This is a genomic window from Streptomyces sp. NPDC029152 (genome assembly GCF_055564355.1).
The window spans coordinates 70,305-96,411 of the sequence record NZ_JBVHWR010000017.1; the positions used below are offsets into that span (position 1 = coordinate 70,305).

Sequence of the window (26,107 nt, forward strand, 5' to 3'; positions counted from 1 at the left end):
AAGGACCCGGGCACACGACCGGCACACCGTGGGCACCGGAGAGCAAGGGACGGTACTCATGCCTTCAACCACGCGGCCGCCGGAGGTCGGTGAACCGCTCGAACCACTGCCCAAGGAGTTCGCCGCCTTCATGCGGCCGGAGTTACCCGGCCTCATGAAGGAGATCGGCGCCGAGGTCACCCGGGCCTATCCCGTCTACGGGCCACTGCTCAACGGCCCCAACGCCGACGCCGTCCGGCAGGGCGTGGAGCAGGCCCTGTACGCCTTCGTGGACCGCGTCGCCGACCCCGGCAAGAACGTGGTGCTCCGCGACGAACTGCTCCGCAGGTTCGGCCGCGTCGAAGCCTACGAGGGCCGCGAACTGGACACCCTCCAGGGGGCGTACCGGCTCGGCGCCCGCATCGCGCTGCGCCGAGCCAAGGCCCTCGGCCGGCAGCACCGCCTCTCCCCCACCCTGATCCTCGCCTTCGCCGACGCCCTGTTCGCCTACGTCGACGAACTGGAGCAGATCTCCCGCGAGGGCTACGCCGAGGTGCAGTCGCGAGCCTTCTCCGAGGTCCCGGCGCGACGCAGACGGCTGCTCCACCTCATCCTGGCCGCTCCCCCGCTGCCCCAGGCGCTCCCCGGGCTCTGCGAGGCCGCCGCCTGGCGCCTGCCCACCGACGTCACCATGGTCGCCCTGCGCTCACCGGTGCCCGAGCACCTGGAGGCGGGGCTGGCCGACGACGTCCTCTTCGACCTGGGCGTCCCCCAGCCGCACCTGCTGGTGCCCGGGGCCCTCACCCCGGAGCGCCTGGCGATGCTCGACGCGGCCCTGGCGGGCTCGCACGCCGTGGTCGGGCTGACCGTGCCCCTGGCCCAGGCGGCCGACTCCGTCCGCTGGGCGCGCCGGGTGCTCCAGCTCATCGACGAAGGTGTGGTCGCCGACGCTCCCGTGGTCCGCTGCGAGGACCACCTGGTGACGCTGTGGCTGCTCTCGGACCCGGCTCTCGTGGCGCATCTCGCGGCCGGAGAGCTGGCCCCGATCGACCATCTGCCGGCCGGCCGCCGCGACCGCCTCGTGGAGACCCTGCGGGTGCACGTCTCCACCCGGGCGTCGGCGGAGCAGGTCGGCGCGCTGCTGGGCGTGCACGCCCAGACCGTCCGTTACCGTCTGCGGAACCTGGACGCCCTGCTGGGCGACCGTCTTGCCCACCCCGACCACCGGTTCGCCCTGGAGGCGTCGCTGCGGGCCCTGCACCTGCTCTCCCGCGACACCGGGGAGTAGGAGGGGCACGTCCCGGCGGGGGCCCGGCCGGCCGCCGCGCCGTCCGGGACCGGCCGACGGGGCGTCCCACCGCTGGGACCGGAACAGGTGGCGTCGCGGTCGGCGAGCCCGGTCACTCAAGCGGGCGTTGTCACGTTATCGGGTGCGTGGCTGTCTGATGGTGCTGCGGGGCGTGGTGGGCCTGCGGCCCGGGCCTGGGGTCAGGCCGTGGTGGGCGGGTTGGCAGCGCCGGTGATCTGGTCCCAGATCGCGAAGCGGATGGCCGTCTCGGCTCGGTGGCCGGAAGCTGTCATCAGGTGGCGGTGGGGGCGGGAGTGCGGTGAGATGCCGCTGGACGGGAACCGCTGCGCTGCGCCGACGGAGCGGAAGCCTTTCATCGCGTGTTCGCGCTGCCGCGTGGGCTGGTGGCTGTTCTCGGCCCGGTTGTTCAGGCCCTTGTGCGAGCGGTGCTCCACCGACGGCATGACCTCACGGTGATCACAACATCACACAGGCCTAGTTCCTTCCGACGCCGGTCGGCGGAGACCTCGTCGTAGGCGACGGCAGAGGCGCGCGGGGTGCCGTCCGCATCGGTCCAGGTGAAGCCGTAGCTCTGCATCGTGGTCGTCATACCGGCATCATTGCTGGTGGCACTGACAGCAGCCCTCGGGTGCGACCGGCGGCGCCTGGGCATACACCTGGAAGTGTGCTGTCTCCACCGGTTCAGCCGATGCTCGCCGAGGCCCGCCCTGTGCTGCCGCCCGAGCAGGCGCTGCCGAGCGGACTGGCGACCTACGAGCAGAAACCCGACGGCTACCGCGCGCCGCTCTTCGCCCACCCCGGCCGCGCGTATCTGCAGCGGTGCCTTCCCCGAGATCGCAGCCGCAGGCGGCACCCTGCGACAACCCTTGCTCCTGGACGGGGAGCTGGTTGTCGCTACGGAGGGCCGTCTCGACTTCAGTGGACTTCAGACTCGGGCTCGCCGCCGTGGCGCCGGTGCCCGGCAGGCAGCCCGGACGGCCCCGGCACACCTGATCGTGTTCGACGTCCTCGAACTGTCGACGGCCCGCTCCTCGACGAGCCCTACCGGGCGCGGCGGGCTTCGCTTCTTCTACGCTCGGCCTCTTGGTCAACTACAGTCTGTCGGGCCAGAACCGATGCAAATAGAGGTCCGAACGCGCCCTCAATGTCAGTACCGGCGCGCGACTGCGGACCCTCACCGAGGGCTTCGACCACCTCGGCACCAGTGGAAACGCTGGGATCACCGACGAAACCGAGATCCAAGTCCGGCGGCCGGCCGCAGGGCGCAAGGGCCGGCACAAGTTCATCTCCGGCAAGATCAAGCAGAAGGCTGTAAAGACCATGGCTGTCACGGACGGCCGGGTGCTCTTCTGCAGCCCGACCAGGCCCGGAAGCTGCACGGACATCACCCACACCTGCCAGTTGGGGCTGGTCAAGCTCCTGGCCGACTCGCGCGGGCCGCACCCCGCAGCGCCTTCCCGCCGACCGCGAGCCCTGGCAACCCTTGTCCCCTGGTCTGCCGGTCCGCGTGCCAGGCTCCGACCACCCGGTCCGGGGCATCCGCGTCGATTCTGGCGAGCGGTCGCCGGATCGTGGATTCCGCGGAACAGGAGCGTTTCGGGACCAGCGGGTCGACGGCCGTGCCGAGCCGTTCGAGTAGGGCCGGCAGTGCGTCGGCCGCACGTTCACTCACTGCGATCAGGGATCGCGCTCCGGTGAGGACCGTGCAAGCGTCAGTGCCAGGAGCGTCACGAGAGGGTGCCGTATTCCCCGCGGATCCCGCGGGTCCAGGAGCTGCGCGAGGCGTTCCAGCCTGTCCGGAAGATCGCTCCCGGACACTTCCGGATGCGGTCTGAGCTGTTTGAGGGCAGGGGAGATCAGAGGCGATGCGTCGGCAGGCACGGGCAGTCCAAGGTCACAGAGCATAGAGAACTCCATGATCGCGGACGTCCGTTCCTGCTGTGTACGCCCCCCAACACAACGAGACGGCAGCAACCGGGTGTCAGCCGACTACGTCGAAGCCCTGACCGAAGAGGGCGCGGTAGTGCGCGCGACTTTCGGTTCGCGCTCCATGCAGATGTTGCCGGTGGGGTCTGCGCCGTTGTGGTATCGGACCATCCGGTTTGTTCCCGCTGCACTCTTCGAGATGCACGACGAATGGATCGCCTTACCTTGCAGCCACCTCCTTGAAGGCGATATGGGTGATATCCACAGTAACTCTCTTTTAGCTCCTCTGTGCTACCCAACGCACCGAAATGCAACCGCCAGTTGATCCCCGACGCCATGACGAGGGACACTGCCTGGCGCATGTGTGGTCCCGACCGAGTGACACTCGCTTCGGAGTCCACCCGTGCAGGTCGTCTGGGGCCATCTAGCCAAGGACTAATGGGCAGTTGACCTCGGGTTTTCGTGGTAGCGTCCTCGCTCGGAGGGACAGTGCTACCTGAAAGGGAAATCGTGAACACGGAGAAGATCGTCGCTCGCCGCCTCTCGCTGGAAGAGGTGACGAAGCTCGGCGTGAAGGACAGGATCCTCGTTTCCGCCGACACGGCAGAACTCAAGCTTCCCGACTGCTATGTCCCTGCTTTTCTGACCAAGTCCGGTGAGGATTTCGAGGGCGGCTCGATCACGGCGAGAACCGTATTCCAGGAAGAGGTCTCCTGCCTTCCCGACGACGAGAACGGGGCCGGAATCTACTTGGCCGACGAGAACGGCTCGGCGACCATCGAGGTCCTCCAGTCCGCCGGTGTCGTGATGGACCTGGCGCTTTTCGTTCCTGGTGGGGACAAGGGGTCCCTCACGGCCCTTTACGCTGCGGCCCGGCAGGCGTTCGGCCCCGACATCGTGCAGATCTGGCGCCAGGGCCTCAAGGAGGTTCCCGACGTGAAGGTCGACATCTTCGAGGAGCAGATTCCCCGGGGCCGCAAGGGGAGCGACAGCCCCAAGCGTGACCGTCGCGCGATCGACACCTACCCCACCCGGGCGGACTTCATCGAATTCTCCGCGGGGTGGAAGCCGGTCGTTGAGATTCACAAGCCGATTGTTGACGACACCCCGACCATCTGAGGCGCCGTCACCTCTCGGTCTCAGCCTGAGAGAACGCCGAGAACGCAGACGTCGGGCCCGGTCGACAGCTGAGCGGCCAGGGAGCGGTCGAGAAACGGCTCGCGACCGCCGAAGTGCCGTTCCACTCGACGACCTCGCGAGACAGCCCGCCTGACCAAGATCAAAGCTTGAAGTTGTTCAGCGACAGCCCTCAGGGCTTCGGCGTAGTCGAGTGACGTCCACTTCGTGCTCAGGCGAGGCCGAGGAGTGTGAGGGGTCGGCGGGCGTCACGCGCATTGCGGCGACGGCTGGAGACGATGTTCTTCGCGCCGTTCAGTCGCGGGCCACCGACCGCGAGGTTGTGCCAAGTCGCCATAGCGTGGGGTGCGCTTTCGGTCCGCCACTGCGCACGCGGTCAAGTCGAGGAAGACGGCCAGCGTGTGATGACGACCTGGTAGTTCTTGCTGGCGGCGGCTCCACTGCGGTCACGGGTGGGAACCAGGGCGCCGTCCACGATCAGCACCGTGTCGGCCGGATGCCGGCGCCGCACCGGGGCCAGGGCCTGAAGCGAGCAACGTGGTCGATGGCCCGGTCCGCGGCCGACGTCGAGATCCCGAACGGAGGCCCGGGCTGCCGCATCGTGAGGTTCGTCCACCAGTACGCGGCCACCAGCAGTACGCGGCTCTCCAAGCGCAGGGCCCACGGCCGGCCGCCGGTGGGCTTGCCGCCACCCCGGCGCCGCACGACCCCGACGAGCTTGCGGAACCGGCGACCGTCCAGTCCGGCGAACAGGTCCACCCAGGCAAGATCTCGTCGGTCTCGACCGCGTGCTGCTCGATCTTCTCGGCGGCCTCCTCGCTCTGATCATCCCTGGCGCAATACGAGTGGTGGATGCGCAGTTGCTCGTCGACCGCGCTGCGGCTGGGGTTGATGTCGACCGTGCTGGAGTCCGCCATCATTGCCACGGCGCCCTCGATGCTCTGGGGGTAGTGCTGTGACCGCATGGGTTCGCCGGGTCGGTGGTTGTGGCGGTTGGTGCCATGCTCGTTCCGGTTCAGGCAACCTTCGCGGGCGGCGGGCAGTCCTACCAGTTGCCGAGGTTGGGGCAGTGCAGTGCCCTTGCCGACGCGCTGGCATATGGGCAGAGGACGACTTGCCGAGTGCCTGAGCGAGGGTGGAGGGGACGAATCTGAACACCGTGGTGACCTGGGTTGACGTACGCGAGAGACTGCCGCGGAGCGGTACTCCGGTGGCAGCCGCGATCACGGGCCGGTATCCAGCCGGCAGCGCTACTGAGTCCGATACGGCGTTGGGTGAGGAATTTTGGCTGGTGAGGCCTATGCACTTCACGAGTCTGCACTGGAGTGAGGACGGGGCAGAGCACAGAGACTGCTTCGTCGACTCCGACGGGCGGTCTGGCCGGTGGATGCGCAGAGCGGGGAGCCGCTGGTGTTCATCGGCCAGTTCCGGGTGCCCAGGGACGAGGTGCGTCTGGTGTACCTGTTCCTGGCGGAAGACGACGGGGGCATGGGCATGGACCCAACCGTCCGGCGAAGCCGTCGTGCTCATCCAGCCCGACGGCAGAGTGCCCCGTTCGCGGTCATCGGGCCTGCCGGGACCTGAGGCCGGTCACTGTGGCGCTGGGGCCGTGACGAGACGCAGATCCCCGTCGACTGGCTCGTCGAACTGAAGCCCGTGCCGCCCGACACGGGTGCGGCAGCCGACCACCACGCCGCCCGGTGGCGTTTCATCCGGCACGAGGGCCCGGAGGCCGGCCTGCCCTCCGGCGACGGACCCGGAGACTTCCTCGGCGGCACCGCGGTGCTGCCCAACGGCCATGTGCGGGGCCTTAGCGACGATTCCTAGCTGTTCCTGTGCCAGTTCACCGACCGGGGCGAAGAACCGGGCGACGATCCCTTCTTCCTCAACTTCGGCTACGGCAGCGGATTCATCTTCCTCAGCCCCGACCACCGCGAAGCCCGCTTCCTGGCCGACTGCAGCTGACCCGTCCTGGTCCGCTCCGGGAGGGCGGGCGTGGCGCCAGGCTACACACCTGGGAGCGGCAGCTGCTCTGGGCTGATGTCGTCGCGCACGCGCAGGTAGCGGACGGGATGCCGGTAGCGGCCCTCGTCCACCGCACTGTCCCCGGCGAACTCGACCACCACGTCGGCCACCACCGGCCGGTGGTCGAGCATCTCGCGGGAGCCCCACCCTGCGGACTCTCTGTCAAGTCCAGCGTGTTGAGCCGAGCGTCTTATGGATCACCGCCCTTGGCGCGCATCTCAAGCGGTGCCACTACTGCGGATCCAATGTTCGCCCGCGCCCCCCTTGCATGTTCTATGCCATACCCCATAAGTTACCGACAGGTAGCCCATCCGTTCGTGGAGGGAGGGCCACGTCGTGGGGAGGTGCTGGGCAGGTGAGTCCGCGCAGGAGTGACAGCCGTGACCGGATGATCCTCAGTGCTGCCGCTCTGCTGCGGGAGTACGGCGCGAGCGCGACCAGCATCGACCGGGTGCTCGCTCACAGTGGAGCCCCTCGGGGCTCGGTGTATCACCACTTCCCTGGTGGAAGGACGCAGCTCATCGATGAAGCGGTGGCGCTGGCGGGGGACTTCATCGCGGGGCTGATCGACGCTGCCATGCAGGCGGATGATCCCGTGGCGGCGATCGACGCATTTTTCCTGCTGTGGCGTGAGCGGCTCGTGGAGAGCGGCTTCAGGGCCGGCTGCCCGATCGTGGCGGTGGCCGTGGAGACCAATGACGACGCACCCCAGCTCGCCCGTTCCGCTGCCGCAGTCTTCGCCCGCTGGCAGGAGGCCCTCGCGGCCCTCCTCCTGCGGCACGGCCTGGGCGAGGAACGCAGCCGCCGACTCGGTGCCTTCATCATCGCCGCGGTCGAAGGCGCGGTGATCATGTGCCGGGCCGAGCAGAGCACGGCCCCGATCGAGGCTGCCGCCGCCGAAATCCACGACCTGCTCCTCCACGCCCTGCGCGACCGCCCCGGCGTCGAATCCGGTCCCCGGCCGTAGCCCGCAGCCACCCAGCCGCTTCACTTGCACACCCCGAAGGAGTCGCCATGCCCTCGCTCGACCGTCACGACAACGTCTTCGTCCTGGACCTGGGAGACGGTGAGAACCGCTTCCACCCCGACTGGCTCACCGCCGTCAGCGCCGCGCTCGACGAGGTGGAGAAGACGGAAGGCCCTCGCGCCCTGGTCACCGCAGCCACTGGCAAGTTCTACTCCAACGGGCTCGACCTGGACTGGCTGTTCGCCCACGCCGACCAGCACCAGGACTACGTCGTCTCCGTCCATGAACTGTTCGCGCGGATGCTGTCGCTGCCGGTCGTCACGGTGGCCGTGCTGCAGGGGCACACCTTCGCCGCCGGTGCGATGTTCTCCCTCGCCCACGACTTCCGTGTCATGCGTGCCGACCGCGGCTACTGGTGCCTGCCCGAAGCGGACATCAACATCCCCTTCACCCCCGGCATGGCCGCCCTCATCCAGTCCCGGCTGGCCCCGCAGACCGCCCACGAGGCCATGCTCACCGCCCGCCGCTACGGCGGCACCGACGCCGCGGCCGCCGGCATCGTCGACCAGGCGGTCGGCGAGGACGCCGTGCGCTCCACAGCCATCGAGATCGCCCAGGCACAGGTGAACAAGGCCGGCGACACCCTCGGCACCATCAAGGCCCGCATGTACGCCCCGGCTCTGGCCACCCTGCGCGACACCACCAACCCGCTCGGCTGAGCCGACGCCTCACTATCCCCACCAAGCCGCGCCCCGGGCGCTTCCCCTGGGGCGCGGGCCGCACCAGCCGTCCACCGCATTAGGAGACAGGGCCGATGACAGCCGACACCGCCTGGCACAAGAGCGCGTGCATCCTGTGCGAGAACAACTGCGGCATTCAGATCCAGACCGACGGGCGCCGCTTCGCCAAGATCCGCGGTGACAAGGAGCATGTCGCCACCGCCGGCTACACCTGCAACAAGGCCCTGCGGCTGGACCACTACCAAAACGGCGGCACTCGGCTGACGAGCCCGCTGCGCCGGGAGGCGGACGGCACCTTCACCTCCATCGACTGGGACACCGCCATCCGCGAGATCGCCGCCCGCCTGAAGACCGTGCGCGACACCCACGGCGGCGAATCGATCTTCTTCTACGGCGGCGGCGGACAAGGCAACCACCTCGGCGGCGCCTACAGCGGCGCCCTGCTACGCGCCCTCGGCGCCCGCTACCGCTCCAACCCCCTCGCCCAGGAGAAGACCGGCGAAGGCTTCGTCGACGCCCACCTCACCGGCGGACACACCACCGGTGACTTCCAGAACGCCGAAGTCTCCCTCTTCCTCGGCAAGAACCCCTGGCAGTCCCACGGCGTCCCGCGCGCCCGCACCGTACTCAAGGACATCGCCAAGGATCCCCACCGCACCATGATCGTCATCGACCCGGTGCGTACCGAGACCGCCGACCTCGCCGACATCCACCTCCAGGTCAGGCCCGGCACCGACGCCTGGTGCCTGGCCGGCCTCCTCGGCATCCTGGTCCAGGAAGACATCCTGGACCACGCCTTCCTCACCACCCGCACCACCGGAGCCGACACCGTCATCGCCCAGCTCAAAGAGGTGGATGTCGCCGGCTGTGCGCGGACCTGCGGCGTGGACGAGGACCTCCTGCGCCGGGCGGCACGCATCATCGGAACCGCCTCCAGCGTCGCGACGTATGAGGACCTGGGCGTCCAGCAGGGCCCCAACAGCACGCTGGTGTCCTACCTCAACAAGCTGATTTGGCTGCTCACCGGAAACTTCGCCAAGCCCGGCTCCATGCAGCCGCACTCGTGGATCGCCCCGCTGGCCCGCTACACCACCGACCCGCGCCGCACCCCCGTCACCGGTGCGCGGATGCCCGGCGGCCTGGTTCCCTGCAACGTCATCGCCGAGGAAATCCTCACCGACCACCCCGACCGCTTCCGGGTGATGATCATCGAGTCGTCCAACCCCGCGCACTCCCTGGCCGACTCCGCTGCCTTCGCCCAGGCGCTCGCCGCGCTCGACCTCGTCGTCGTCATCGACATCGCCCTGACCGAGACCGGCCGCCAGGCCGACTACGTACTTCCCGCCGCCTCCCAGTTCGAGAAGTGGGAAGCGACATTCTTCACCTTCGAGTTCCCCCACAACACCTTCCACCTGCGCGCCCCGGTCCTCGACCCGCTGCCCGGCACCCTGCCCGAACCCGAGATCTATGCCCGACTCATCCGCGAACTGGACGCCGTCCCTGCTAGCAGGCTGACGGTGCTGCGCGCGGCGGCCCGCCTGGGCCAGACCCCATACAAGCTTGCTTTCGCCGCCCTGGCCGCCCTCAACAAGAGCACCTTCGCCCTGGCCCCGTACCTGCTGTACGAGACTCTCGGCCCCACTCTGCCCGCAGGCGCCCGGTCCGCCGCGGTGCTGTGGGCGCTCGCGCAGCGCATCGCCAAGGAGTACCCGGCCGCAATGCGCCGGGCCGGACACCGAAGCGCCGACGCACTGTTCGACGCGATGCTGGAGGGCCGGTCCGGGATCACGTTCACCGAGGACGAGTACGCCGACGCCTGGAACTACGTCCCCCATCCAGGCCACCGCATCCCGCTGCCCATCCCCGAACTCCTCGGCCTCCTCGCCGACCTGGACTCCACCCCGGCCGTCCACACCACCGAGGACTTCCCCATCGTCCTGGCCGCCGGCCAGCGCCGGGCCTTCACAGCGAACACGATCTTCCGCGACAACGCCTGGCGCAAGCGCGACCCTCAGGGCACCCTGCGCATCAGCCCCCACGACGCCGAACAACTCGGCCTGTCCGACGGCGCCCCGGCCCGGATCACCACGAGCCGCGGCACCGCTCAGGCACTCGTCGAGATCGACGACCGCCTGCAACCCGGCCACGCGGCCCTGCCCAACGGTTTCGGCCTCGACCTGCCCACCGAGGACGGCGGCACCGAACGCACCGGCGTCGCCCTGAACACCCTCACCGACATCGCCTGGCGCGACCCCATCGCCGGCACCCCCTGGCACAAGCACGTCCCCGCCCGCATCGAGCCTCTTCCCGCCTGACGAACACCGCCTCTTACGGCGGCGGCACCACAAGCACCATGCAAGGAGAACGACCATGACGACCACCGACTTTGCTGCCATGACCGGCCTGGAACTGATGCGCTGGGTGCAGACCGAACGCCCCACCGACATCCCCTCCATCGGCCGCCTGCTCGGCATGCGCTTCGACGAGGTCGACCACGGCCGCATCGTCATCTCCCTCGACACCCGCCCAGACTTCGCCAACCCCCTCGGCACCGTCCACGGCGGCATCGCCGCCACCCTCCTCGACTCCGCCATGGGCTGCGCCGTCCACACCACACTCCCCGCGGGAACCGGCTACACCACCCTCGAACTAAAGGTCAACTACATCCGCGCCGCCCGCACCGACGGCCAGACCCTCACCGCCGAAGGCACCGTCATCCACGCCGGCCGCCGCACCGCCACCGCCGAAGGGAAGGTCCTCGACGGCCAGGGCAAACTCATGGCCCACGCCACCACCACCTGCATGATCCTTTAGATTGCCCGGCCGAAGACCGGGCGACGAAACTGCTGGTTGTCGCTGACACCGCCGGTTTCTCACTGGACCGGAACCTCTGCCGGGTCTGTCAAACGAGCCGTGTAACTGGGATAGTTGGTGCTACTGGCGGGCTGCCGACAGGTGGCCGTCGAAGGTGATGCCGAAGGCGTTCAACGCGGTCTTCCAGCGCATGGTCCAGCGGGCCTGGCCCTTGCCCGTGGGGTCGAGGGACATGATCGCCATGTAGACGCACTTCAGGGCGGCCTGCTCGTTGGGGAAGTGTCCACGGGCCTTGACCGCCCGGCGGATGCGGGCATTCACCGACTCGATCGCGTTGGTGGTGCAGACGATGCGGCGGATCTCGGTGTCGAACCGCAGGAACGGGGTGAACTCTTCCCAGGCGTTCTCCCACAGCTTCACGATCGCCGGATGCTTCCGGCCCCAGGCGTCGGCGAACTCGGCGAACCGCTCCAGGGCGGCCTCCTCGGTCGGCGCCGTGTAGACCGGCTTCAGAAGCCTGGCGATCTTGTCCCAGTCCTGGCGGGCGGCATAGCGGAAGGAGTTCCGCAGCAGGTGCACCACACAACTCTGCACGATGGTCCGCGGCCAGACGGTCTCCACCGCCTCGGGCAGGCCCTTGAGCCCGTCGCAGACCAGCATGAGGACGTCGTTCACGCCGCGGTTCTTGATCTCGGTGAGGATGTGCAGCCAGTGCTTGGCGCCCTCGCCACCGTCGCCGGCCCACAGGCCCAGGATCTCCCGCCGGCCCTCGGCGGTGACGGCCAAGGCCACATAGATCGGCCGGTTGGCGACCGCGTCGTCGCGAATCTTCACGTGGATGGCGTCGATGAAGACGACCGGATAGACGGTGTCGAGGGGCCTGCTCTGCCACTCGGCCATGCCCTCGAGCACCTTGATGCTTCTATTGTCGTCAAGCGGCGGTGAGCCACTGACGGTAGGCATCGGCGAAGGCGTCGTCGCGGCGGAGGCCGCGTTCGATGTTGGAGATGACGGCGGGCCACACACCGAAGTGATTGGCTGCAGCGGTGAGAGTGATGTTCTTCGTCTGCCGGGCCGGACGGAGGTCCGCGATCTCGGGGACTTGGACCGGGGTGGCCAAGAGCCGGAAGACCTCGCGGGCTATCGCGCGTTTGAGCAGCCGGATGATCTCCTTCTTCGTGCGTCCGGCGCGGGTCTGTCGGGCGACGAACTCGCGGGTGCGCCGGCATCGGGCCATCCTCACGAGCGCGATGCGGTAGAGAGCGGCGTTGGCCGCCCGGTCGCCGCCCCGGGAGAGCCGGTGCCGGTTCGTCTTCCCGCTCGACGCGGGGACTGGCGCCGCGCCGCACAGGGCAGCGAAGGAAGCCTCCGTGCGAAGGCGGGACGAGTTCGCGCCAGCAGTGATCAGCAGCTGGGCGGCGGTGTCCGGGCCCACCCCGTAGGCGGCGCGCAGGCCGGGATTGAGGATGGTGACCAGCTGGTCGAGCTCTCCGGTCAGGGTCGTGTGTTCCTCGGTCAGGCTCTGGACGCGCTTGGCCAGCGTGCGCAGGGCTGTCAGGAGCGGAGCATGCGCGGAGTCGCTGGCCGGCCGGAGGCGGGCGGGGGGGTGACGCGCTTGTCACCGGTCAGGGCGGTGTACTTGGCGCGGATGGCGTCGGGGGCGGTGATCAGGAGGTGCGTGATCTGGTTGAGCGTTGCGGTGCGGGCCTTGATCGCCGAGCGGGCGGCGGTCTGCAGGGCGCGTATCCCGACGATGGCTGCGTCCTTCGGAGCGCTGGTCGCTCGACCGGCGACGACGGCGCGGGCCCCGGCGTATGCGTCGATCGGGTCGGACTTGCTGATCCTGCGGCGTTCGGCCTTGTCGGGCCGGTTGACCTCGATGACGGCCAGGTCGACCTGCCGGGCGGCGTGTGTGAAGCCGGAGCCGTAGGAGCACGTGCCCTCCACGCCGACGGCGGCGACGGTGCCGTGGGCCTGCAGGAAGGCGATCGCGGCGGCGTATCCGGCAGTGTTGGTGGGGAATTGGGCGTCGGCGAGGTGCCCGCCCCGGTCGGTCACCACGGCAACGTGGATGGTGTCGGCGTGCGAGTCCACCCCTCCGACCACGACCTGGTCCCTCGTGTCCGCCGCTTCTGTGCCTGTCATGCTGGAGATGCCTTCCTTGCCGAAGGTAGCTCCGGCCGGAAAGGGCAGGCAGGACAGTCAGGGGGCCTCTGGCCAGGCTCCTATGAGGTCATGCTCCGCCCGGCCGGAGCCCTGAGAACCGGGCCCCGGTGGTCGGACAGATCAAAGCAAGGACAGCCCAGCAGGACGTCAGTCAGTGATTGGGTCACGACCACCGGGGACCCGGATATCACTATGTCGGTGATGGTGGAGATGGTCCGGCGGGAGACGTCAGCGCCGTAGACCTCGGCCAGGTGGGCCTGCACCTAGCCGGTGGTCAGGCCCTTCGCGGCCAGCGAGATCACCATCTCGTCGACCCCGGTCAGGCGCTTCTGCCGCTTCTTGACGACCTGCGGCTGTATGCATGGGTCGGTGACCCCGATGACTGCACCAACATGAGCACTTTCACCAGCGAGCCGTCAGCCTGACCCTGCTGTTCCCCCGGCCGGTGAACGCATGGCTGTACCCGGCACGTCCGCTGTACGCCCTGCAGGCCGTAGTCCTGAAGGGCGGTAGCGAGCGTGACCTCCAGCGCGACGCCGGGGCCGGTGAAATGGGCGTGCATGCCCCCGGTGATCGCACGGAGCGTCTCGTTCACTTCGTGCATCGTCTCCGTGCCGGACAACTGCACGCGGGCCGCGAGGACGGTGTCGGTGACCGTGGCGGAGGACAGCAGTCCGACCGGGCGGGCGAGCGGCCCGACGCGGCCCACGGGAGCGGGGCGGGTGTGCTGGAGCTCGGACAGGGCGTGCCACAGGTCGCCCTGCAGATCCTGGGGTGCGGTCTCTTCTCGGCTGCGTCTCATGCGGCCTGTGTAGGGCCTGCGGTGGGCTGGTGCCGTCGGATGGGCCAGCCCGTCCCGCCCGGGGGCGCGGTGACTTCGGGTCCGGTCCCGCTGTGCGGCCTGGCGGCTGCCGACCGCGCAGCGGGCTTGTGCGGTCAGGTCTGCCGGCGGGACCAGCCGCGGCCCCGGACCAGCTCGGAGCCGTCCTGCGGCTCCGGCGGAGCGGCGGCCTCGATGCGGGCGGCTTCGGCGGCGGCCTCGATGCGGGCGACGTCCTCGACGCGGCACGGGTCGTACACGGACTTGTCCCCGGCCCGTACGGCGGTCCGGTGCACGGTGATCTCCTCCCAGCGTTCGTCCGTGAACTTCCGCTCGCAGCGCTTGCCCACCGGGCGCTCCGCCTCCCGCTGCGTTGCGCGGCGCTGCTCGTCCTCCGCGTCGGCGCGGGCCTCCTGGGCGCGGTAGAGGGTGTGGCCGTCGGGGTTGTCGAGCGCGGCCGACAGCGTCTGCTCCCCGGTCCGTCCCGGCCGCCACGTCGCCACACCGGCGCCGTGCTCCTGGAGCTGCTTCAGGGCGGTGACGACGACGGGCACCGCCTGGCGGTAGTCCCTCGCGGTGACAGCCTTCGGGTAGAGAGAGTCGTACCGGCGCGGCGCCCAGTGGCAGCGGCCGACCTCCGCCGGCACGGCGTGACCTGGCGGACGGTACGCAAGGCGTCGGGCGTACCGTTCGCCGGACGGGATCCGTCACCGTGCCGACGGGGCCCGTCCGGCAGCGGGGTACGGGGGCGGGGTCAGCTCGATCAGGAAGTCCTGGTCGGTGGCGCCGGAGCAGCGGCCCTGGACAACTTCTGCTCCGTTCTGGGTGTCTTGGTGGCGCAGGCTCAAGCACCGGCCGGTGATGACCGGGCGGATGCGGAAGTGGGCGGTGGCAGGCGGGCCGAAGCGCTCGATGTGGAATTGCTGGGCCCGATCGTGGTCGGCACAGTCGTCGCGGGGCTCCAGCAGGTGGAGCCCCGGTCCCTCCGACAGGACGGTGAGGCAGCCGATGCCGTGCTTCGGGTGGTGCCACTGGATCTGCACGGTGTCCTTGCCCAGCGGTTCGAGGAACACCTGAGGCAGGGCGGCATCCGTACAGGACCGTTGGGCGGCGATGGCGGTTTGGTATCGCCCGGTGCGGTCCCTGCCCTCGGTGAGGCACAGCTCGGGTGTGCGAGCGGGGTGGATCTGTGCCCAGCTGCCCACAGCCAGCATGCGCAGACCGGTCACCGGCATCTCGGGCAGGGCGGCTGGTGTCGACGCGTCGCGCGACAGACTGCTGACACCGAGTGTGCCCGCGATCCCGAGAGCTGCGGCACCGAGCAGGCCGGCCGCCCAGCGCCGCCACGGGCGGCTCGCCGGAGTAGGCGCGCCGACGGTCGGAGTATCGGGATTATCGTCGCGCGCATCGCCGTTTGCTAGGGATTCGTCGACTGCAATGCGGCGGCGTGTCGCGAGCCATCGACGTACTTCCTCGGCGTCCAGGCCGCACGCGCGGGTATAGGCGTCGACAAATCCTTCTCGGGGCAAAGTAACGCGGCCGAGAGTGGTCGCGATTGTGCTGGCCGGGAGTATGTCGGCGTGCGCGGTGGCCTTGCCCTCAAGCTGCCGGTAGGTCAGCCCGGACCAGATCCGCAGCGTGCGCAGGGCCGCAATGAACTCGGCCGGGGTCCGGGCCTGTGCGGGCTGTGGTGATTCCTCAGGCAGCTCGGCAAGGCCGCCCCCCTTCTGACTCATTGCTTCAGCATGACCCCACAGACGGTGACCTGGCCCCCCTGAAATCGGCCGTGTTCGGGGGTGGTCGGAACGCCAGTGAGCTCCGTTCCGAACGCCCCCGAACGCTGAATCTCCTTGTCAACCCGGTGACCGCGCGGTCATTCTCGGCATTGCCCGGATTCGGCTGAAGTCCCATCCCGAAGACGTGGCAGAAAGGGTGAAACCCAGGACCTCGGCACATCATCTTGAAGGAGCATCATGCGTACTCGTACATGGGTTGCCGGCCTCGCGGCGGGAGTCGCTCTACTGGCCGGCGGGTCGGTCGCCACCGCACAGGCGGCCCCCGCCTCCGAAGTCAGCACGACTGGGACCGCTGTCGTCCCGAAAATGGTGAAATACGGCACCTTCTCCTACTCGACATGCGTATCGCTGCGCGATTCGTACGCCGGTTACGCCTACTGCGATGGGATCGGCGGCGGCCAGTACATCCTGTGGGTGGAGGTGTAAATCGTTCCCAGTGAACTGAGTGCTCCTGGCAGCCCGCTCCAGCGGACCGCCAGGAGCACACCCATGTGGCCAGGCCCACCGCATTCCGACCTCGGGGCCTGTTCTGCCGGGGCTGACCAGGGGGTACGCGCCTGGCAGGCGAAGAGGCCGTGGAGGAGGCGATGGAGGGGGCCAGCGGGAGCGGGTACCGCTGTGCGATCTCCACGAGCTTCGCGTGGGCCTTCCGTCGACTTGCGATGCGGTGGTGTCACCACCCGGCCGCCGGTCCGCGCGCCCAGACCCTGGTAGCCGGCATCGGCGAGAATCTCCACCGCGGGCCCGTCGGCCAAGAGCTCGACCAGCCCTGACTGGCGGGCCTGGTCGGGCTGCACCACAGCACGCGGCCTTCGCCGTCCGTGACCACCATGGACTTGGCGGCGTTCTGCTTGTTCTTGCCGGGGATGGACTTGTCGCGGTCCTTGCGCCCGGCGGCGGGCCGACGGACCCGGATCTCGGTGCCGTCGACGATGCCGGTCGTCCCGCTCGCGCCGAGGTGGTCGACGGCGTCGGCCAAAGATCGCAGCCGCACGTCAGGGCTGACGGTGCAGCCTCGCTCGGCGAGCAGGGGCTGCACCTCACCGACGGCCCGGGTGATGGTGGAGCGGTCCACGCCGAACCAGCAGGCCGGCACGTCATGGGTGACCCCGTGCCGAAGATGGACGAGCGTGGCCGGCAGCCGGTCGACGAACACCAGCTGGCGCTTTGCGCCGGCGCCCAGGGCCCGCTTCCGCGGTCGGGCGGCAAGCCGCGCCTGGTGACGTCCCAGCTACAACGGGCCTATCTCTTCGATGAGTTCAGCAATCACTCCCGCAGTCAGGCCCGTGGTCCGCCGATTACTGATGATCACCGCACGCGTTGAGTTCCCCACCACCTGACCATGATCAATCATCCAGGCTCGACGTCTCACCACTTACCGTGCACGAACTCGTTAGGCAGTCTTGTTGTCACCTGCGAGGTGCGGCGCCGGAAGGCCTCAACCCTTGACGGCTTCTGCGATCTGTTGGGCGGCCTGGGCAGGGGTGAGGTGCGTGGTGTCGACGACCTCGGCCTCGGCGTGCAGCCACGTGCGGGCCGCCTCGGCGTAGGGCTCGAGGTATCGGAGACGGAACGGGGAGTTGGGGCCGAGGACGGTGTCGCCGGCGATGCGCGAGCGGAGAGTGTCCTGGTCGGCATGGAGGACGAAGTGCCGGACCGGGATGGCGTGCTGGGCGAGGCTCGAGCTGATCTCGCGCCAGTACTGCTCGACCAGGACGGTCATGGGGATCACCAGGGTGCCGCCGGTGTAGTCGAGGACACGTCGGGCGGTCTCGACCACAAGGGGCCGCCAAGGCGGCCAATGCTGAAAGTTGTCCGTCGCGGGCAGTCCTGGCTTGATGTCCATGAGCGTCTCGCCGACTTTCTCGGCGTCGAACACCCGGGAGTCCGGGATCAGCTGCTGGACGAGCGCACTGACCGTCGTCTTGCCCGCGCCGTGGGTGCCGTTGAGCCATACGATCATGCACCTGACGTTAGCGTCGTGCAGGCCTCCGGGGCGGCTTCTGGTGACAACAGGGCCGCTGAATGAGGTTGTGTGACAGGTCGGATGCCTCGCCTATGACAACCAGGATGCTTCGACCGACCGCTTCTGGCAGCTCACCCAACTCCGCCAGTGACAACTACTGAACTTGTCGGCGTGATGTCGTCAAAGTGAGACCGGTTGCGGCGAGGCACCCGTCGATGGCTTCGCTGCGGTATTGGAGTTCGCGGAGGGTGCGGCGCGGGACGTGCATCAGGTGGTCGGGGCCGGTGAAGGCGGTGTTGTTCTGGCCCGTGCGCCGGATCGGTGACCAGATGCCTTCGACCGGGTTCAGATCGGGTGCGTAAGGCGGTAGCTGGTAGGCAGTGATCCAGTCGTGGATGTCGATGAAGGCCCGCAGCCGGGCGTCCAGGTGCACATTGACGACATCACGCCGACAAGATCAGTGGAGATGAACGAAGCCGGGCCCGGTCGTCGACGTCGGCGACGGGGGTCGCCGCGCTGTGGGTGGTGCTGCAGGCGCCGGGGCCGTTGTCGTCGGCGACCCGTGCTCGACGACGTCAGGGCCGGGCCAGAAACGGCCGCGTGCGCAGTGGCAACCGATCAGGTGGGCGACGCCCCGGGGGTGCAACCAACTGGGGGCAGATCGGCTTCACAACCCTCAAAGAGCACGAACCAGACAGTGTCGGCGAGTCGCTTCGGTGCTCTCGAGCGCACAGGCGGCGCACCATGCGGGGTCCTCAAAGCCGACCGCGCGGGCGACGGTATCGATCGTGGATCCGTGGCTGATGAGGTGCTCGACGCGTTCAAGACGCAAGGGCTGCTGGTAGCGCAGTGGGGCGAGGCCGCCGGTGGCGCGGGTGAAGAGGCGGGCTAAGGTGCGTTCGCTCACGCCCACGACCGTGGCCAGGACGACCGAGCGCCTCGGCTCCGGCGCAGACACTGGCGACGTTTCCGCCCCTGGAGTGGTGGTCCCGAAGAGAGTCCAGGGAGGCCGCGTCGGTGGCGGACACTGTCGGCCAGGGTGAGCGTCCGCCAGCCGGGCACCTTGAATGGCGGCCCTGCCGACGCCGCGAGGGCAGCCGGATCCCGGCTGCCCTTCGCATGGTGAGCGCCGAGACTGTCAGGTCACTCGGCGGCGGATCCACCAGGCGCAGAACCCGGTCAGGGCCAGGGCGAGGCCGAGGTAGAGGCCGGTCTCGGCCCATTGAAGGGCCCAGAAGTTGCCGGCGGGCTGGTACGTCACCTGCTGCTTGTAGCCCTGGGCTCCGAGGTCGGCGACGCAGCCCTCGACCTGCTGCAGGGCGGGCGGGCCCGACTCGGTGTGCAGGCAGTCGGCGAAGGACGACGGCACGGGGGCCGGCCGGCCTGCGGCGTTCAGCGTCTGCTGGGAGGTGACCCAGGCCCCGGGCACTTCTTCGAGGTGCGCGACGATCTGCTCGGCACCGTCCTGGATGCTGATGGGGGCGCTGTCGGGTTCGATCGGCACGGTGGTGCGGTCCGCGGTGGCCAGGTGGCCGCGAATCCACATCGGCACGGCGATCTGGACGGCGGCATAGAGGGCGAACGTGGTGGCCATCGCGGGCAGGGTGCGGCGGATGACCAGGCCGAGGGCGACGCCCAGGACGAAGGCGAAGGCGGCATGGGCCATGGGGACCACGCCCCGTGCGGCGAAGGCCACGGGATCGAGCCGCGGGAAGTACGTGTCCGTCGCGCCGCCGCCGTTGACGGCCCGGTCGATCGGGCTGCTCCACCAGCTCACCGCGAGGCTGGTCAGTCCGGCAGCCGTCATGGAGGCCGCCGCACCGAGGCCCAGTTTGGCCGCCAGCCAGCGTGTGCGGGTGACGCCCTGGTTCCACGCGAGGTAGTGGGTGCCGGTCTCCAGTTCCCGGGAGATCAGCGGCGCGCCCCAGAACATCCCGATGACTGCCGGCACGGCGAGGACGATGAGCAGTCCGGTGTAGTAGAGGGTCTGGTCCGCACTGGAGACCTGGTCCACCAGGCCGCTGCCGGCCGTCCGGTAGAGGTCGGCCAGCTGGGGGCCGGTGGCCACGAGGACGGCGGCGAGGACGGCCACCGCGGCGAACAGCACGGCGGTCTGGGTGCGGAACTGGCGCCAGGTCAGCCAGATCATCGGAGTACCTCCAGTGCGGGCCGGGTGTCACGTACCGCATCGGCGGGCCGAGTCATGTAGGCCAGGACGATGTCTTCCAGGCCGAGCGGGCTGACGGTCCAGGACGGATCGTGGACCGCGGTGTCGGTGCGCACCAGGAGGGTGGTCTGCCGTTCGGTGTGGCTGGCGGTGATGACGTGCTGACCGGCCGGGAGCGTGTCCGGGTCGCGGCGCGGTCCGGTGAGCCGGTGGTGGCAGGCGACCAGGTCGTCGATGTCGCCGGCCACCTGCACCCGGGAGTCGACCAGCACGACGACGTAGTCGCAGGTCCGCTCCACGTCGGAGACCAGGTGGGAGGAGAGCACGACGCTCAGCTCGTGCTCGGCGACGGCCTCCATCAGGTCCTGCATGAACTCCCGTCGGGCGAGCGGGTCCAGGGCCGCGACCGGCTCGTCCAGGATGAGCAGTTCCGGGCGCTTGGCGATGCCCAGGGTGAGAGCGAGCTGCGCGCGCTGGCCGCCGGACAGCTTGCCGGCCCGCTGCTTGGGGTCCAGACCGAGGCGCCGGATCCGGTCGTGCGCCACGGCGTCGTCCCAGTTCGGGTTGAGGCGCTTGCCGAAGGCGAGGTGGTCGGCGACGCTCAGCGCGGAGTAGGTCGGGGTGTCCTGGGCGACGAAGCCGACCTTGGCCAGCTGTGCCACGCCCTCGGCAGGACGACCGCCGCACACCTCGATGGTGCCGACCGTCGGGGTCAGCATGCCGCAGGCTAATTTCAACAAGGTCGACTTGCCGGCGCCGTTCGGGCCGACCAGGCCGACCACCCGGCCGGCGGGGACGTCCAGGTCGCAGTTCTGCAGCGCCCAGCGCTGTTTGTACCTCTTGCCCAGGCCCTGGGCCCGCAAGACAGTGCTCACGCTACGTCCTCCCCGGCGGCGTTGCGGAACGTACTCATGAATAGCGCCTCGATGCTCTCGTCGTCGAGCCCGGCCAGGCGGGCCTTGGTCAGCCAGCGCTGCAGGTCCTTGCGGAGCGGCCCGTGCGCGGCGAGCGTGCCGTCGGCCAGCGTCCGCGTCACGAACGTCCCGACGCCGGGACGGGCAGCCACCAGACCGTCGTGCTCCAGCTCCCGGTACGCCTTGAGCACCGTGTTCGGGTTGACCGCCATCTGCCTCGCCACGTCCTTGACGGTCGGCAGCCGGTCCCCCTCGTTCAGCAGGCCCAGGCGCAGTGCGTGCCTCACCTGCTGTACCAGCTGTTGGTACGGGGACAGGCCGGACCGGGCGTTCAGGTGGAACTCAATCACCAGTTCCTCCATTTATCTAGTTGCCTAGCACTATAGCCCTCTGGGTCGAGCATTCGGCAAGGCGTGCACTGCAGGCGCCGGCCGTCCGGCGCTGGAGGGGAGTCAGCCGCGCATGGATGGCGCCCGCCAGACCTCGCCCGGGTACGAGAAGCGAACGTCTTGCGACGCTTGGACCCGTGATCGCAAACCCGCAGGTGGGCAGTGTCGACTACTCGCGTCGGGGATCAACGTCGGTGAACGGTGCAGTCGGTAGCTTCCGCCACGTGCTCATCGGCTACGTGCGGGTCTCGTCCGCCGGCCAGAACCCTGATCATCAGGTCGAAGCACTGGTGCGGGCCGGCGTCGACCCCGACCACATCCACGTGGACGCCGCGAGCGGCGCAAGGCGTCCCGCCCCAAGCTCGACCTCGTCATGTAGTTGCTGCACGAGGGCGACACGTCGAAGGTCACCGGGCTCTCCTGCTCGGTGCTCCACCTGGAGACCCTCGGCGCGGACCTGCGCAAGCGCAGCATCGGGCTGCACGTCATCGAGCAGGGCATCGACACTGCCCCCATGGAGGGCCGGGCGACGTCCGGCATGCTGTCGGTGCTCGCCGAGCTTCAGCGCGAGCCGATCGTGGCGAACAGCAATGACGGGCTCGCCTCCGCCCGGGCCCGCGGCCGGGCCGGCGGACGTCGACCGAGGCTCATCCCGGAAGCGTGCCGCTTCGGAGCGGTGGTGCACACAACTCCGCACCCGGTGGTGCACTCAAGAGAGTACGCCGACAAAGAGCTTCGCGTGGACCGAATACCGCGACCTGCTCATCGCCGCCCACCAGCAGCTTGGCGCACCCATCGTCCTCATCCGGGACAACGTGAACGTCCACGAGGACCGCCGCATGCGAGCCTTCATCGACACGCAGGACTGGCTCACCGCCTGCCACCTGCCGTCTTACGCACCCGGCCTCAACCCCGTGGAAGGGATCTGGCCGGTCCTGCGCCGAACCACCCAGGCCGACACGGCCTTCACCGACCCGAGCCGCCTCATACGCCGGCTCCGACACGGCCTCCGCCAGATCCAATACCGCAGTGACATCATCGACGGATGCCTCACCGGAACATGGCTCACACCGACGACACCACGACTCCACAACCTCAGTAGTGTGATGCGCACCCCAGGCTCCTTCAACACGCCAACCCGCCAACCCGCCAGGGAAGACGAGGGCGGTCAGCTCGGTGTCGTCGAGTTCGGTGAGGGCGCCTTCGCCGGAGGCAAGGACGGCGTCGGTCAGGGCCCGCTTGCGGGCGAGGAGTTCGTTGATGTGGTCCTCGGCGGTACACTCGGCGATCAGCTGGTGGCCCTGGACGGTGCGGTGCTGTCCGATGTGGTGGGCGCGGTCGGTGCCTGATCCTCGACAGCGGGGTCCCAGGGCCGGTCATCGTGGATGACGTGCTCGGTCCGGGTGAGGGTCAGTCCGGTGCCGGCCGCCTTGACGGACAGGATGACCACCGGGGCGGGGCGTGCTGGAAGGCGTCGACAAGGTGCTGGCGGCGGGCCGGCGCGGCGCGCGTCAAGTGCCGGCGCTGTGTGAGCCGTGCAGCACGCGTGAGCCTGCGTTGCCGCTCGTCGGGGTCGGGCGGAATCTGTGGCTGAAGTTCAGGGCGATGTCCAGTGCGAGGAAGTTCTGTCCGCTGTCCGTGCGGGCGTGCAGCAGGATGCGGTGCTCGGCCACCGGCACCGCTTCAGGGAGCTGGAGGTTCCATGTCTGCCGCCACGGTCCGGCAGCCGGTGTGAGATCGCCCGAGAGTCTCGCGCCCAGGGTCTCGAGCAGGTCGGGTAGCCTGTAGGTTCTCTGGAACATCTTCACCGGCCCGAATTTCATGATCACGTCGCAGGTGACCCGGGTCAGGTCGACGGGCTCTTTGAGGTGGCCGTTCAGCTCCCAGCGGGCCTGGTGCCCCAGCCAGGGCATCGGCGGGGTCAGCGTGACGGCGAGGCCGTCCAGGACGTAGGTGCCGTCGCTCACGTCTTCCACCAGGCGGATGCTCATGTCACTCCTCACCCGTTTGCGGGCCGGAAAGCGCTGGGCGGACAGCCGGGGCAGCGGACTGGGAACGCGCGGCGCAGGCGGATAAATCCGCAGGTGGGCGGCCCTGTGAAGGCAGGGGGCGGCCGCTTGGACACCGGACGCCGCGCACCTGGCATCCGACACTGGCAGGGTGTGGGGGACGTGACCGCCACGCACATGGGCCAAACTGGGACCCCGGCCCGATTCCAGCGGGCCGGGGCTCCACCTGTGCGGGCTGCCGCGGCCTAGTACTCGTCGTGGTGGCGCTTGACCACCCGGAAGCTGGCCACGACACCCTCGTCGACGTCGATGCCTTCGACGCATCCGGGGCGCACGCCGTAGCTGGAGCTGTGGCGTCCGACCGTGGCGATCGGAGCGCCGTTGTCGCAGACGGCCCCGCGGAAGACCTCGACGGTCTTGCTGCTTTCGTTGCGGATGTTCAGGCTCTTCGCGCCCAGGCCGCTGACCACGGTGATGCAGTCACCGGGGTGGGTGGAGTAGGACCGCTCGTTGATCTGGATACGGCCCTCGTAGTCGTTGTCCCGGTCGTTGCCCCTGCCTTCGTTGCCCTTGCCTTCGTTGCCCTTGCCTTCGTTGCCCTTGCTGTTGCCGCTGTCGCCGCCGGTCGGGGCGGCGACAGCGGCCGAGACCTCCTGGGGCGCCGAAGCGGTGCCGGCCGATGCGTAGGTGATGCCGGTCGCGGCCAGAGCCGCGGCAGCCGACACACCGGCGGTGACCATGGTCGAACGAAGCTTCATCTCACCATCTCCTGTCGAACAGAGACGCCGGACCGTTCGGCCGGCTCGTGAATGAACTTACCCAGAACCGACATGGCAGGCATTTCGGAAAGTCAGGGATTCAGCTCCGAACGGGGTATTCTTCGACTCCCTTCAAAAACTGACGGTGCCTCAGATGACCTATTGAAAAAGCGGATTAACACACCATTAGGCTTTCAGGGTGATGTTCTGACGCATTCTCACTCCCGTAATGACGGCGCGTCGCTGCGGACCCGATGGACTGAGCCGTGTTACCGGTAGTTCGTTAAATCTGGAGGCAGAGGTCAATGCCGTGTCCGGTGGTGACCGCGTCGACCAGGTTCTGGAGCTCAGAGGGTGGGCCGGTGTCCGTGCATGCCCGCCACCACCGGATGAGGGTGATGGCCGGGGTGAGCCAGGAGCGGATGGCCCGTAAGGCCCTGGGCCGGCAGGGCGGTTGGGCTGGCGGGGTAAGACTGGGCCGCGGCGAAATTGCCGGCCATCTGCGACTTCGACGGCGATCAGCCCACGCACGACCGGTGGGTCCTGGCCCGCCGCAACCTCGCCCGGCCGGAAGAGACCGCCTGCCACCTCGCCTATGCACCCGTCGGCACAGGGGTTCCCGAGCCGGCCTAAAGGGTGTTGCAGAAGGCCGTGAACTGGCATCTCCGTTGTATGGCTGGGGTGTTGAGGGCCGAGCGGGTGTGGGTGGAGACGTTCACCGGCCTGCGGGTGGACCAGTCCGGCCGGTTGCTGCGGGCGGTACGGGAACGCGGTGGCGAGGGGTGTGGATGAGGCCGTCCGTGGCGGCTTCCTTTGGCCGAGCGGGTGCTGGTGGTGGCCGTGTACTACCGCACGAACCTCACCATGCGGTAGCTCGCCCCCCTCTTCGGTGTCTCGCCGGCGACCGTGTGCCGGGCGATCCAAGGGCTCGGTCCGCTGCTCGCGCTGGAGCCGGCCCGGGTCTGCGCCGGTGACGCCGAACGGCTGTGGATCGTGGAGAGCACCCTCATCCCGGTCCGCGACCGCAAGGCCGGCGCCTCTTCTCGTAACCACCGGTTCTCGGCGAACGTGCAGGTCGTCGTGGACGCCGAGACCCGGCTGGTGGTGGCCATGGCCCGGCCGATGCCCGGCAACACGGCGGACGCGAAGGCCTGACGGGACTCCGGCCTTGCCCAGCACTGCGAGGGCGTGACGGTCCTCGGCGACCGCGATGGGTTCGGGTACGTAGTCGCACTCGTCCACGTAGAGCACGTCACGGTCCACGTGCACGGCAGTTGGCGTGCGGGGTCGTCTGTGTATTACCAGTGTGTGGCGGCATGCAGCCCATCGAGCAGTCCGGCCGCGGTCGGTGCGCCGGCACGAATGGACACCGCCCACTGCCCCCGGTCTCGGGCCGTGCCCGGCGCGTCGAGCACCGCCGGCGGCAGTGGACCCGGCTGCGGCAGCCCGCGGGCCCCTTGCTCGGGGTGCCCGCCGCATTTATGTCGCACCCTCCTTGCCTGTGGAGCTCACGTCGTCGGTCGCAGGGACATGTTCGGGGGGCGCGGTGAGGTGCCCGGCGGTGTCCAGGGTTTCCCGGATGTGCTGGACGAGAGAGCGTCGGTCGGGGTCGTTGACCCAGCGTTCGTAGGCGACCTTGAACGCGGCAATCCCGATTTCCGCGGCGAGTGCTGCGGTGGTGGTCTCCAGACCGCGTTCGCGCAGCGCGTGGGCGAGCGCGGCGGCGAATGCGGCGAGTTTGGCCAGTTCCCGTTCCTGGAGTTCAGGGTTGGCGGCGATGACGGCCTGGCGTTGCGGTGCCAGGTCTGCGCGCTCTTCGAAGACGGGAGCGGCTTCGGTCAGGGCGCGGGTGACCACCTCGAGTGGCGGGAGCGGGACGGGGGCGGTGGCCGTGGCGTCCGCGAGGACGGCGGGGAGGGGATTGTCGCCGGGGAAGAGAACTTCCCGTTTATCGGCGAAGTGCCGATAGAAGGTCCGTTCGGTGACTCCGGCGCGGCCGGCGATCTCCGCGACGGTGGTGGCGTCGAAGCCCTGGTGGTCGAAGAGCTCCAGCGCCGCCTTCTCCAGGCGGCCGCGTGCGTCGGGTTTCCATCGGCTCATGCTCCGATCCTACACGCGATGACAGAATCTGACATCAGAGTCATGGCAGAGCCTGACATCGGTGCTACGGTGATGTCACGAACTGACATCAGGGCTCCCCGCCCCGTTGGGGAGCCCGCAGAAGG

23 protein-coding genes and 11 pseudogenes are annotated in these 26,107 nt (G+C 69.0%); 12 read left to right on the plus strand and 22 right to left on the minus strand.

Going from position 1 to position 26,107, the window contains the following annotated elements:
* The first annotated feature begins 58 nt into the window (after nucleotides 1-58).
* The gene (locus tag ACZ4V6_RS29125) at nucleotides 59-1,267 is read left to right on the plus strand and encodes a PucR-like N-terminal domain-containing protein (protein WP_467833305.1); all 1,209 of its coding nucleotides are present in this window, start codon (nucleotides 59-61) and stop codon (nucleotides 1,265-1,267) included.
* Nucleotides 1,268-1,467: 200 nt separating this feature from the next.
* On the opposite strand, the pseudogene ACZ4V6_RS29130 reads toward ACZ4V6_RS29125, so the two are convergent.
* Nucleotides 1,468-1,740 (minus strand): annotated as a pseudogene (locus tag ACZ4V6_RS29130) (DDE-type integrase/transposase/recombinase); the annotation flags it as partial.
* Between the two features lie 1,984 nt (nucleotides 1,741-3,724).
* On the opposite strand from ACZ4V6_RS29130, the gene ACZ4V6_RS29135 reads away from it, so the two are divergent.
* Nucleotides 3,725-4,333, plus strand: a complete 609-nt coding sequence (locus ACZ4V6_RS29135) for a hypothetical protein (protein ID WP_467833306.1) — start codon at nucleotides 3,725-3,727, stop codon at nucleotides 4,331-4,333.
* 430 nt (nucleotides 4,334-4,763) lie between these two features.
* On the opposite strand, the pseudogene ACZ4V6_RS29140 reads toward ACZ4V6_RS29135, so the two are convergent.
* Nucleotides 4,764-5,110: pseudogene (locus tag ACZ4V6_RS29140) on the minus strand (transposase family protein); the annotation flags it as partial.
* A 403-nt stretch (nucleotides 5,111-5,513) separates the two neighbouring features.
* Between ACZ4V6_RS29140 and ACZ4V6_RS29145 the strand changes: the two are divergent.
* Nucleotides 5,514-6,002, plus strand: coding sequence for an AQJ64_40280 family protein (locus tag ACZ4V6_RS29145; protein ID WP_467833402.1), 489 nt, complete (start codon nucleotides 5,514-5,516; stop codon nucleotides 6,000-6,002).
* Here ACZ4V6_RS29145 and ACZ4V6_RS29150 read toward each other — a convergent pair.
* Together ACZ4V6_RS29150 and ACZ4V6_RS29155 are read right to left on the minus strand one after the other, a co-directional pair.
* Nucleotides 5,942-6,283 (minus strand): hypothetical protein, encoded by a 342-nt coding sequence (locus ACZ4V6_RS29150; RefSeq protein ID WP_467833410.1) that lies wholly within the window; start codon nucleotides 6,281-6,283, stop codon nucleotides 5,942-5,944. The genes ACZ4V6_RS29145 and ACZ4V6_RS29150 overlap by 61 nt on opposite strands.
* A gap of 74 nt (nucleotides 6,284-6,357) precedes the next feature.
* Nucleotides 6,358-6,507, minus strand: coding sequence for a hypothetical protein (locus ACZ4V6_RS29155; RefSeq protein WP_467833307.1), 150 nt, complete (start codon nucleotides 6,505-6,507; stop codon nucleotides 6,358-6,360).
* 224 nt (nucleotides 6,508-6,731) lie between these two features.
* Here ACZ4V6_RS29155 and ACZ4V6_RS29160 point away from each other — a divergent pair, with 224 nt between their 5' ends.
* From ACZ4V6_RS29160 to ACZ4V6_RS29175, 4 genes are all read left to right on the plus strand, one after another.
* A complete protein-coding gene (locus ACZ4V6_RS29160; RefSeq protein ID WP_467833310.1) occupies nucleotides 6,732-7,343 on the plus strand; it encodes a TetR/AcrR family transcriptional regulator in 612 nt (203 codons plus the stop codon).
* Nucleotides 7,344-7,390: 47 nt separating this feature from the next.
* Nucleotides 7,391-8,062, plus strand: coding sequence for an enoyl-CoA hydratase-related protein (locus ACZ4V6_RS29165; protein WP_467833313.1), 672 nt, complete (start codon nucleotides 7,391-7,393; stop codon nucleotides 8,060-8,062).
* Nucleotides 8,063-8,157: 95 nt separating this feature from the next.
* Nucleotides 8,158-10,398, plus strand: coding sequence for a molybdopterin-dependent oxidoreductase (locus ACZ4V6_RS29170; protein WP_467833315.1), 2,241 nt, complete (start codon nucleotides 8,158-8,160; stop codon nucleotides 10,396-10,398).
* 55 nt (nucleotides 10,399-10,453) lie between these two features.
* Nucleotides 10,454-10,897, plus strand: a complete 444-nt coding sequence (locus ACZ4V6_RS29175; protein WP_467833317.1) for a PaaI family thioesterase — start codon at nucleotides 10,454-10,456, stop codon at nucleotides 10,895-10,897.
* A 120-nt stretch (nucleotides 10,898-11,017) separates the two neighbouring features.
* Here the strand turns inward: ACZ4V6_RS29175 and ACZ4V6_RS29180 are convergent.
* From ACZ4V6_RS29180 to ACZ4V6_RS29215, 8 genes and pseudogenes are all read right to left on the minus strand, one after another.
* Nucleotides 11,018-11,812: pseudogene (locus tag ACZ4V6_RS29180) on the minus strand (IS256 family transposase); the annotation flags it as partial.
* A 16-nt stretch (nucleotides 11,813-11,828) separates the two neighbouring features.
* Nucleotides 11,829-12,140 (minus strand): hypothetical protein, encoded by a 312-nt coding sequence (locus tag ACZ4V6_RS29185; protein ID WP_467833412.1) that lies wholly within the window; start codon nucleotides 12,138-12,140, stop codon nucleotides 11,829-11,831.
* Nucleotides 12,141-12,164: 24 nt separating this feature from the next.
* Nucleotides 12,165-12,332 (minus strand): annotated as a pseudogene (locus ACZ4V6_RS29190) (transposase); the annotation flags it as partial.
* A 119-nt stretch (nucleotides 12,333-12,451) separates the two neighbouring features.
* Nucleotides 12,452-13,042 carry an IS110 family transposase gene (locus ACZ4V6_RS29195; RefSeq protein ID WP_467833319.1) on the minus strand — a complete coding sequence of 197 codons (591 nt, stop codon included), beginning with the start codon at nucleotides 13,040-13,042 and terminating at the stop codon, nucleotides 12,452-12,454.
* Nucleotides 13,043-13,248: 206 nt separating this feature from the next.
* A pseudogene (locus ACZ4V6_RS29200) lies at nucleotides 13,249-13,419 on the minus strand (transposase); the annotation flags it as partial.
* Nucleotides 13,383-13,865 (minus strand): hypothetical protein, encoded by a 483-nt coding sequence (locus tag ACZ4V6_RS29205; RefSeq protein ID WP_467833320.1) that lies wholly within the window; start codon nucleotides 13,863-13,865, stop codon nucleotides 13,383-13,385. The pseudogene ACZ4V6_RS29200 and the gene ACZ4V6_RS29205, both read right to left, overlap by 37 nt.
* A gap of 134 nt (nucleotides 13,866-13,999) precedes the next feature.
* Entirely contained in the window at nucleotides 14,000-14,530 is a 531-nt protein-coding gene (locus tag ACZ4V6_RS29210) for a hypothetical protein (protein ID WP_467833322.1), read from the minus strand.
* Between the two features lie 60 nt (nucleotides 14,531-14,590).
* Nucleotides 14,591-15,619, minus strand: a complete 1,029-nt coding sequence (locus tag ACZ4V6_RS29215) for a helix-turn-helix domain-containing protein (protein ID WP_467833324.1) — start codon at nucleotides 15,617-15,619, stop codon at nucleotides 14,591-14,593.
* 237 nt (nucleotides 15,620-15,856) lie between these two features.
* Between ACZ4V6_RS29215 and ACZ4V6_RS29220 the strand changes: the two genes are divergently transcribed.
* Nucleotides 15,857-16,105 carry a hypothetical protein gene (locus tag ACZ4V6_RS29220; RefSeq protein ID WP_467833326.1) on the plus strand — a complete coding sequence of 83 codons (249 nt, stop codon included), beginning with the start codon at nucleotides 15,857-15,859 and terminating at the stop codon, nucleotides 16,103-16,105.
* Nucleotides 16,106-16,352: 247 nt separating this feature from the next.
* Here the strand turns inward: ACZ4V6_RS29220 and ACZ4V6_RS29225 are convergent, their stop codons facing one another.
* The 7 genes and pseudogenes from ACZ4V6_RS29225 to ACZ4V6_RS29255 all read right to left on the minus strand — a co-directional run bounded on the left by ACZ4V6_RS29225 (nucleotide 16,353) and on the right by ACZ4V6_RS29255 (nucleotide 21,088).
* Nucleotides 16,353-16,835 (minus strand): helix-turn-helix domain-containing protein, encoded by a 483-nt coding sequence (locus ACZ4V6_RS29225; protein ID WP_467833327.1) that lies wholly within the window; start codon nucleotides 16,833-16,835, stop codon nucleotides 16,353-16,355.
* Between the two features lie 282 nt (nucleotides 16,836-17,117).
* Nucleotides 17,118-17,642, minus strand: a complete 525-nt coding sequence (locus tag ACZ4V6_RS29230; protein ID WP_467833329.1) for an AAA family ATPase — start codon at nucleotides 17,640-17,642, stop codon at nucleotides 17,118-17,120.
* Nucleotides 17,643-17,799: 157 nt separating this feature from the next.
* Nucleotides 17,800-18,090, minus strand: a pseudogene (locus ACZ4V6_RS29235) (transposase); the annotation flags it as partial.
* 277 nt (nucleotides 18,091-18,367) lie between these two features.
* Nucleotides 18,368-18,570: pseudogene (locus ACZ4V6_RS29240) on the minus strand (helix-turn-helix domain-containing protein); the annotation flags it as partial.
* 213 nt (nucleotides 18,571-18,783) lie between these two features.
* Entirely contained in the window at nucleotides 18,784-19,794 is a 1,011-nt protein-coding gene (locus tag ACZ4V6_RS29245; RefSeq protein WP_467833331.1) for a transporter, read from the minus strand.
* Nucleotides 19,791-20,687 (minus strand): ABC transporter ATP-binding protein, encoded by an 897-nt coding sequence (locus tag ACZ4V6_RS29250; RefSeq protein ID WP_467833332.1) that lies wholly within the window; start codon nucleotides 20,685-20,687, stop codon nucleotides 19,791-19,793. The genes ACZ4V6_RS29245 and ACZ4V6_RS29250 overlap by 4 nt, the downstream gene beginning before the upstream one ends.
* Nucleotides 20,684-21,088, minus strand: a complete 405-nt coding sequence (locus ACZ4V6_RS29255; RefSeq protein ID WP_467833333.1) for a GntR family transcriptional regulator — start codon at nucleotides 21,086-21,088, stop codon at nucleotides 20,684-20,686. Before ACZ4V6_RS29255 ends, ACZ4V6_RS29250 begins: the two co-directional genes overlap by 4 nt.
* A gap of 454 nt (nucleotides 21,089-21,542) precedes the next feature.
* Between ACZ4V6_RS29255 and ACZ4V6_RS29260 the strand changes: the two are divergent.
* A pseudogene (locus tag ACZ4V6_RS29260) lies at nucleotides 21,543-21,680 on the plus strand (recombinase family protein); the annotation flags it as partial.
* A 163-nt stretch (nucleotides 21,681-21,843) separates the two neighbouring features.
* Nucleotides 21,844-22,200: pseudogene (locus tag ACZ4V6_RS29265) on the plus strand (transposase); the annotation flags it as partial.
* A 426-nt stretch (nucleotides 22,201-22,626) separates the two neighbouring features.
* Here ACZ4V6_RS29265 and ACZ4V6_RS29270 read toward each other — a convergent pair.
* Nucleotides 22,627-23,106: a hypothetical protein gene (locus tag ACZ4V6_RS29270; protein WP_467833334.1), complete on the minus strand. Its 480-nt coding sequence runs from the start codon at nucleotides 23,104-23,106 to the stop codon at nucleotides 22,627-22,629.
* 263 nt (nucleotides 23,107-23,369) lie between these two features.
* Nucleotides 23,370-23,882, minus strand: a complete 513-nt coding sequence (locus tag ACZ4V6_RS29275; RefSeq protein WP_467833336.1) for a hypothetical protein — start codon at nucleotides 23,880-23,882, stop codon at nucleotides 23,370-23,372.
* Between the two features lie 471 nt (nucleotides 23,883-24,353).
* Between ACZ4V6_RS29275 and ACZ4V6_RS29280 the strand changes: the two are divergent.
* Nucleotides 24,354-24,506 (plus strand): annotated as a pseudogene (locus ACZ4V6_RS29280) (IS701 family transposase); the annotation flags it as partial.
* A 48-nt stretch (nucleotides 24,507-24,554) separates the two neighbouring features.
* Nucleotides 24,555-25,034 (plus strand): annotated as a pseudogene (locus tag ACZ4V6_RS29285) (helix-turn-helix domain-containing protein); the annotation flags it as partial.
* A 327-nt stretch (nucleotides 25,035-25,361) separates the two neighbouring features.
* On the opposite strand, the gene ACZ4V6_RS29290 reads toward ACZ4V6_RS29285, so the two are convergent.
* Complete coding sequence (locus ACZ4V6_RS29290; protein WP_467833338.1) at nucleotides 25,362-25,982, minus strand: TetR family transcriptional regulator; 621 nt, start codon at nucleotides 25,980-25,982, stop codon at nucleotides 25,362-25,364.
* Nucleotides 25,983-26,107: the final 125 nt, after the last annotated feature.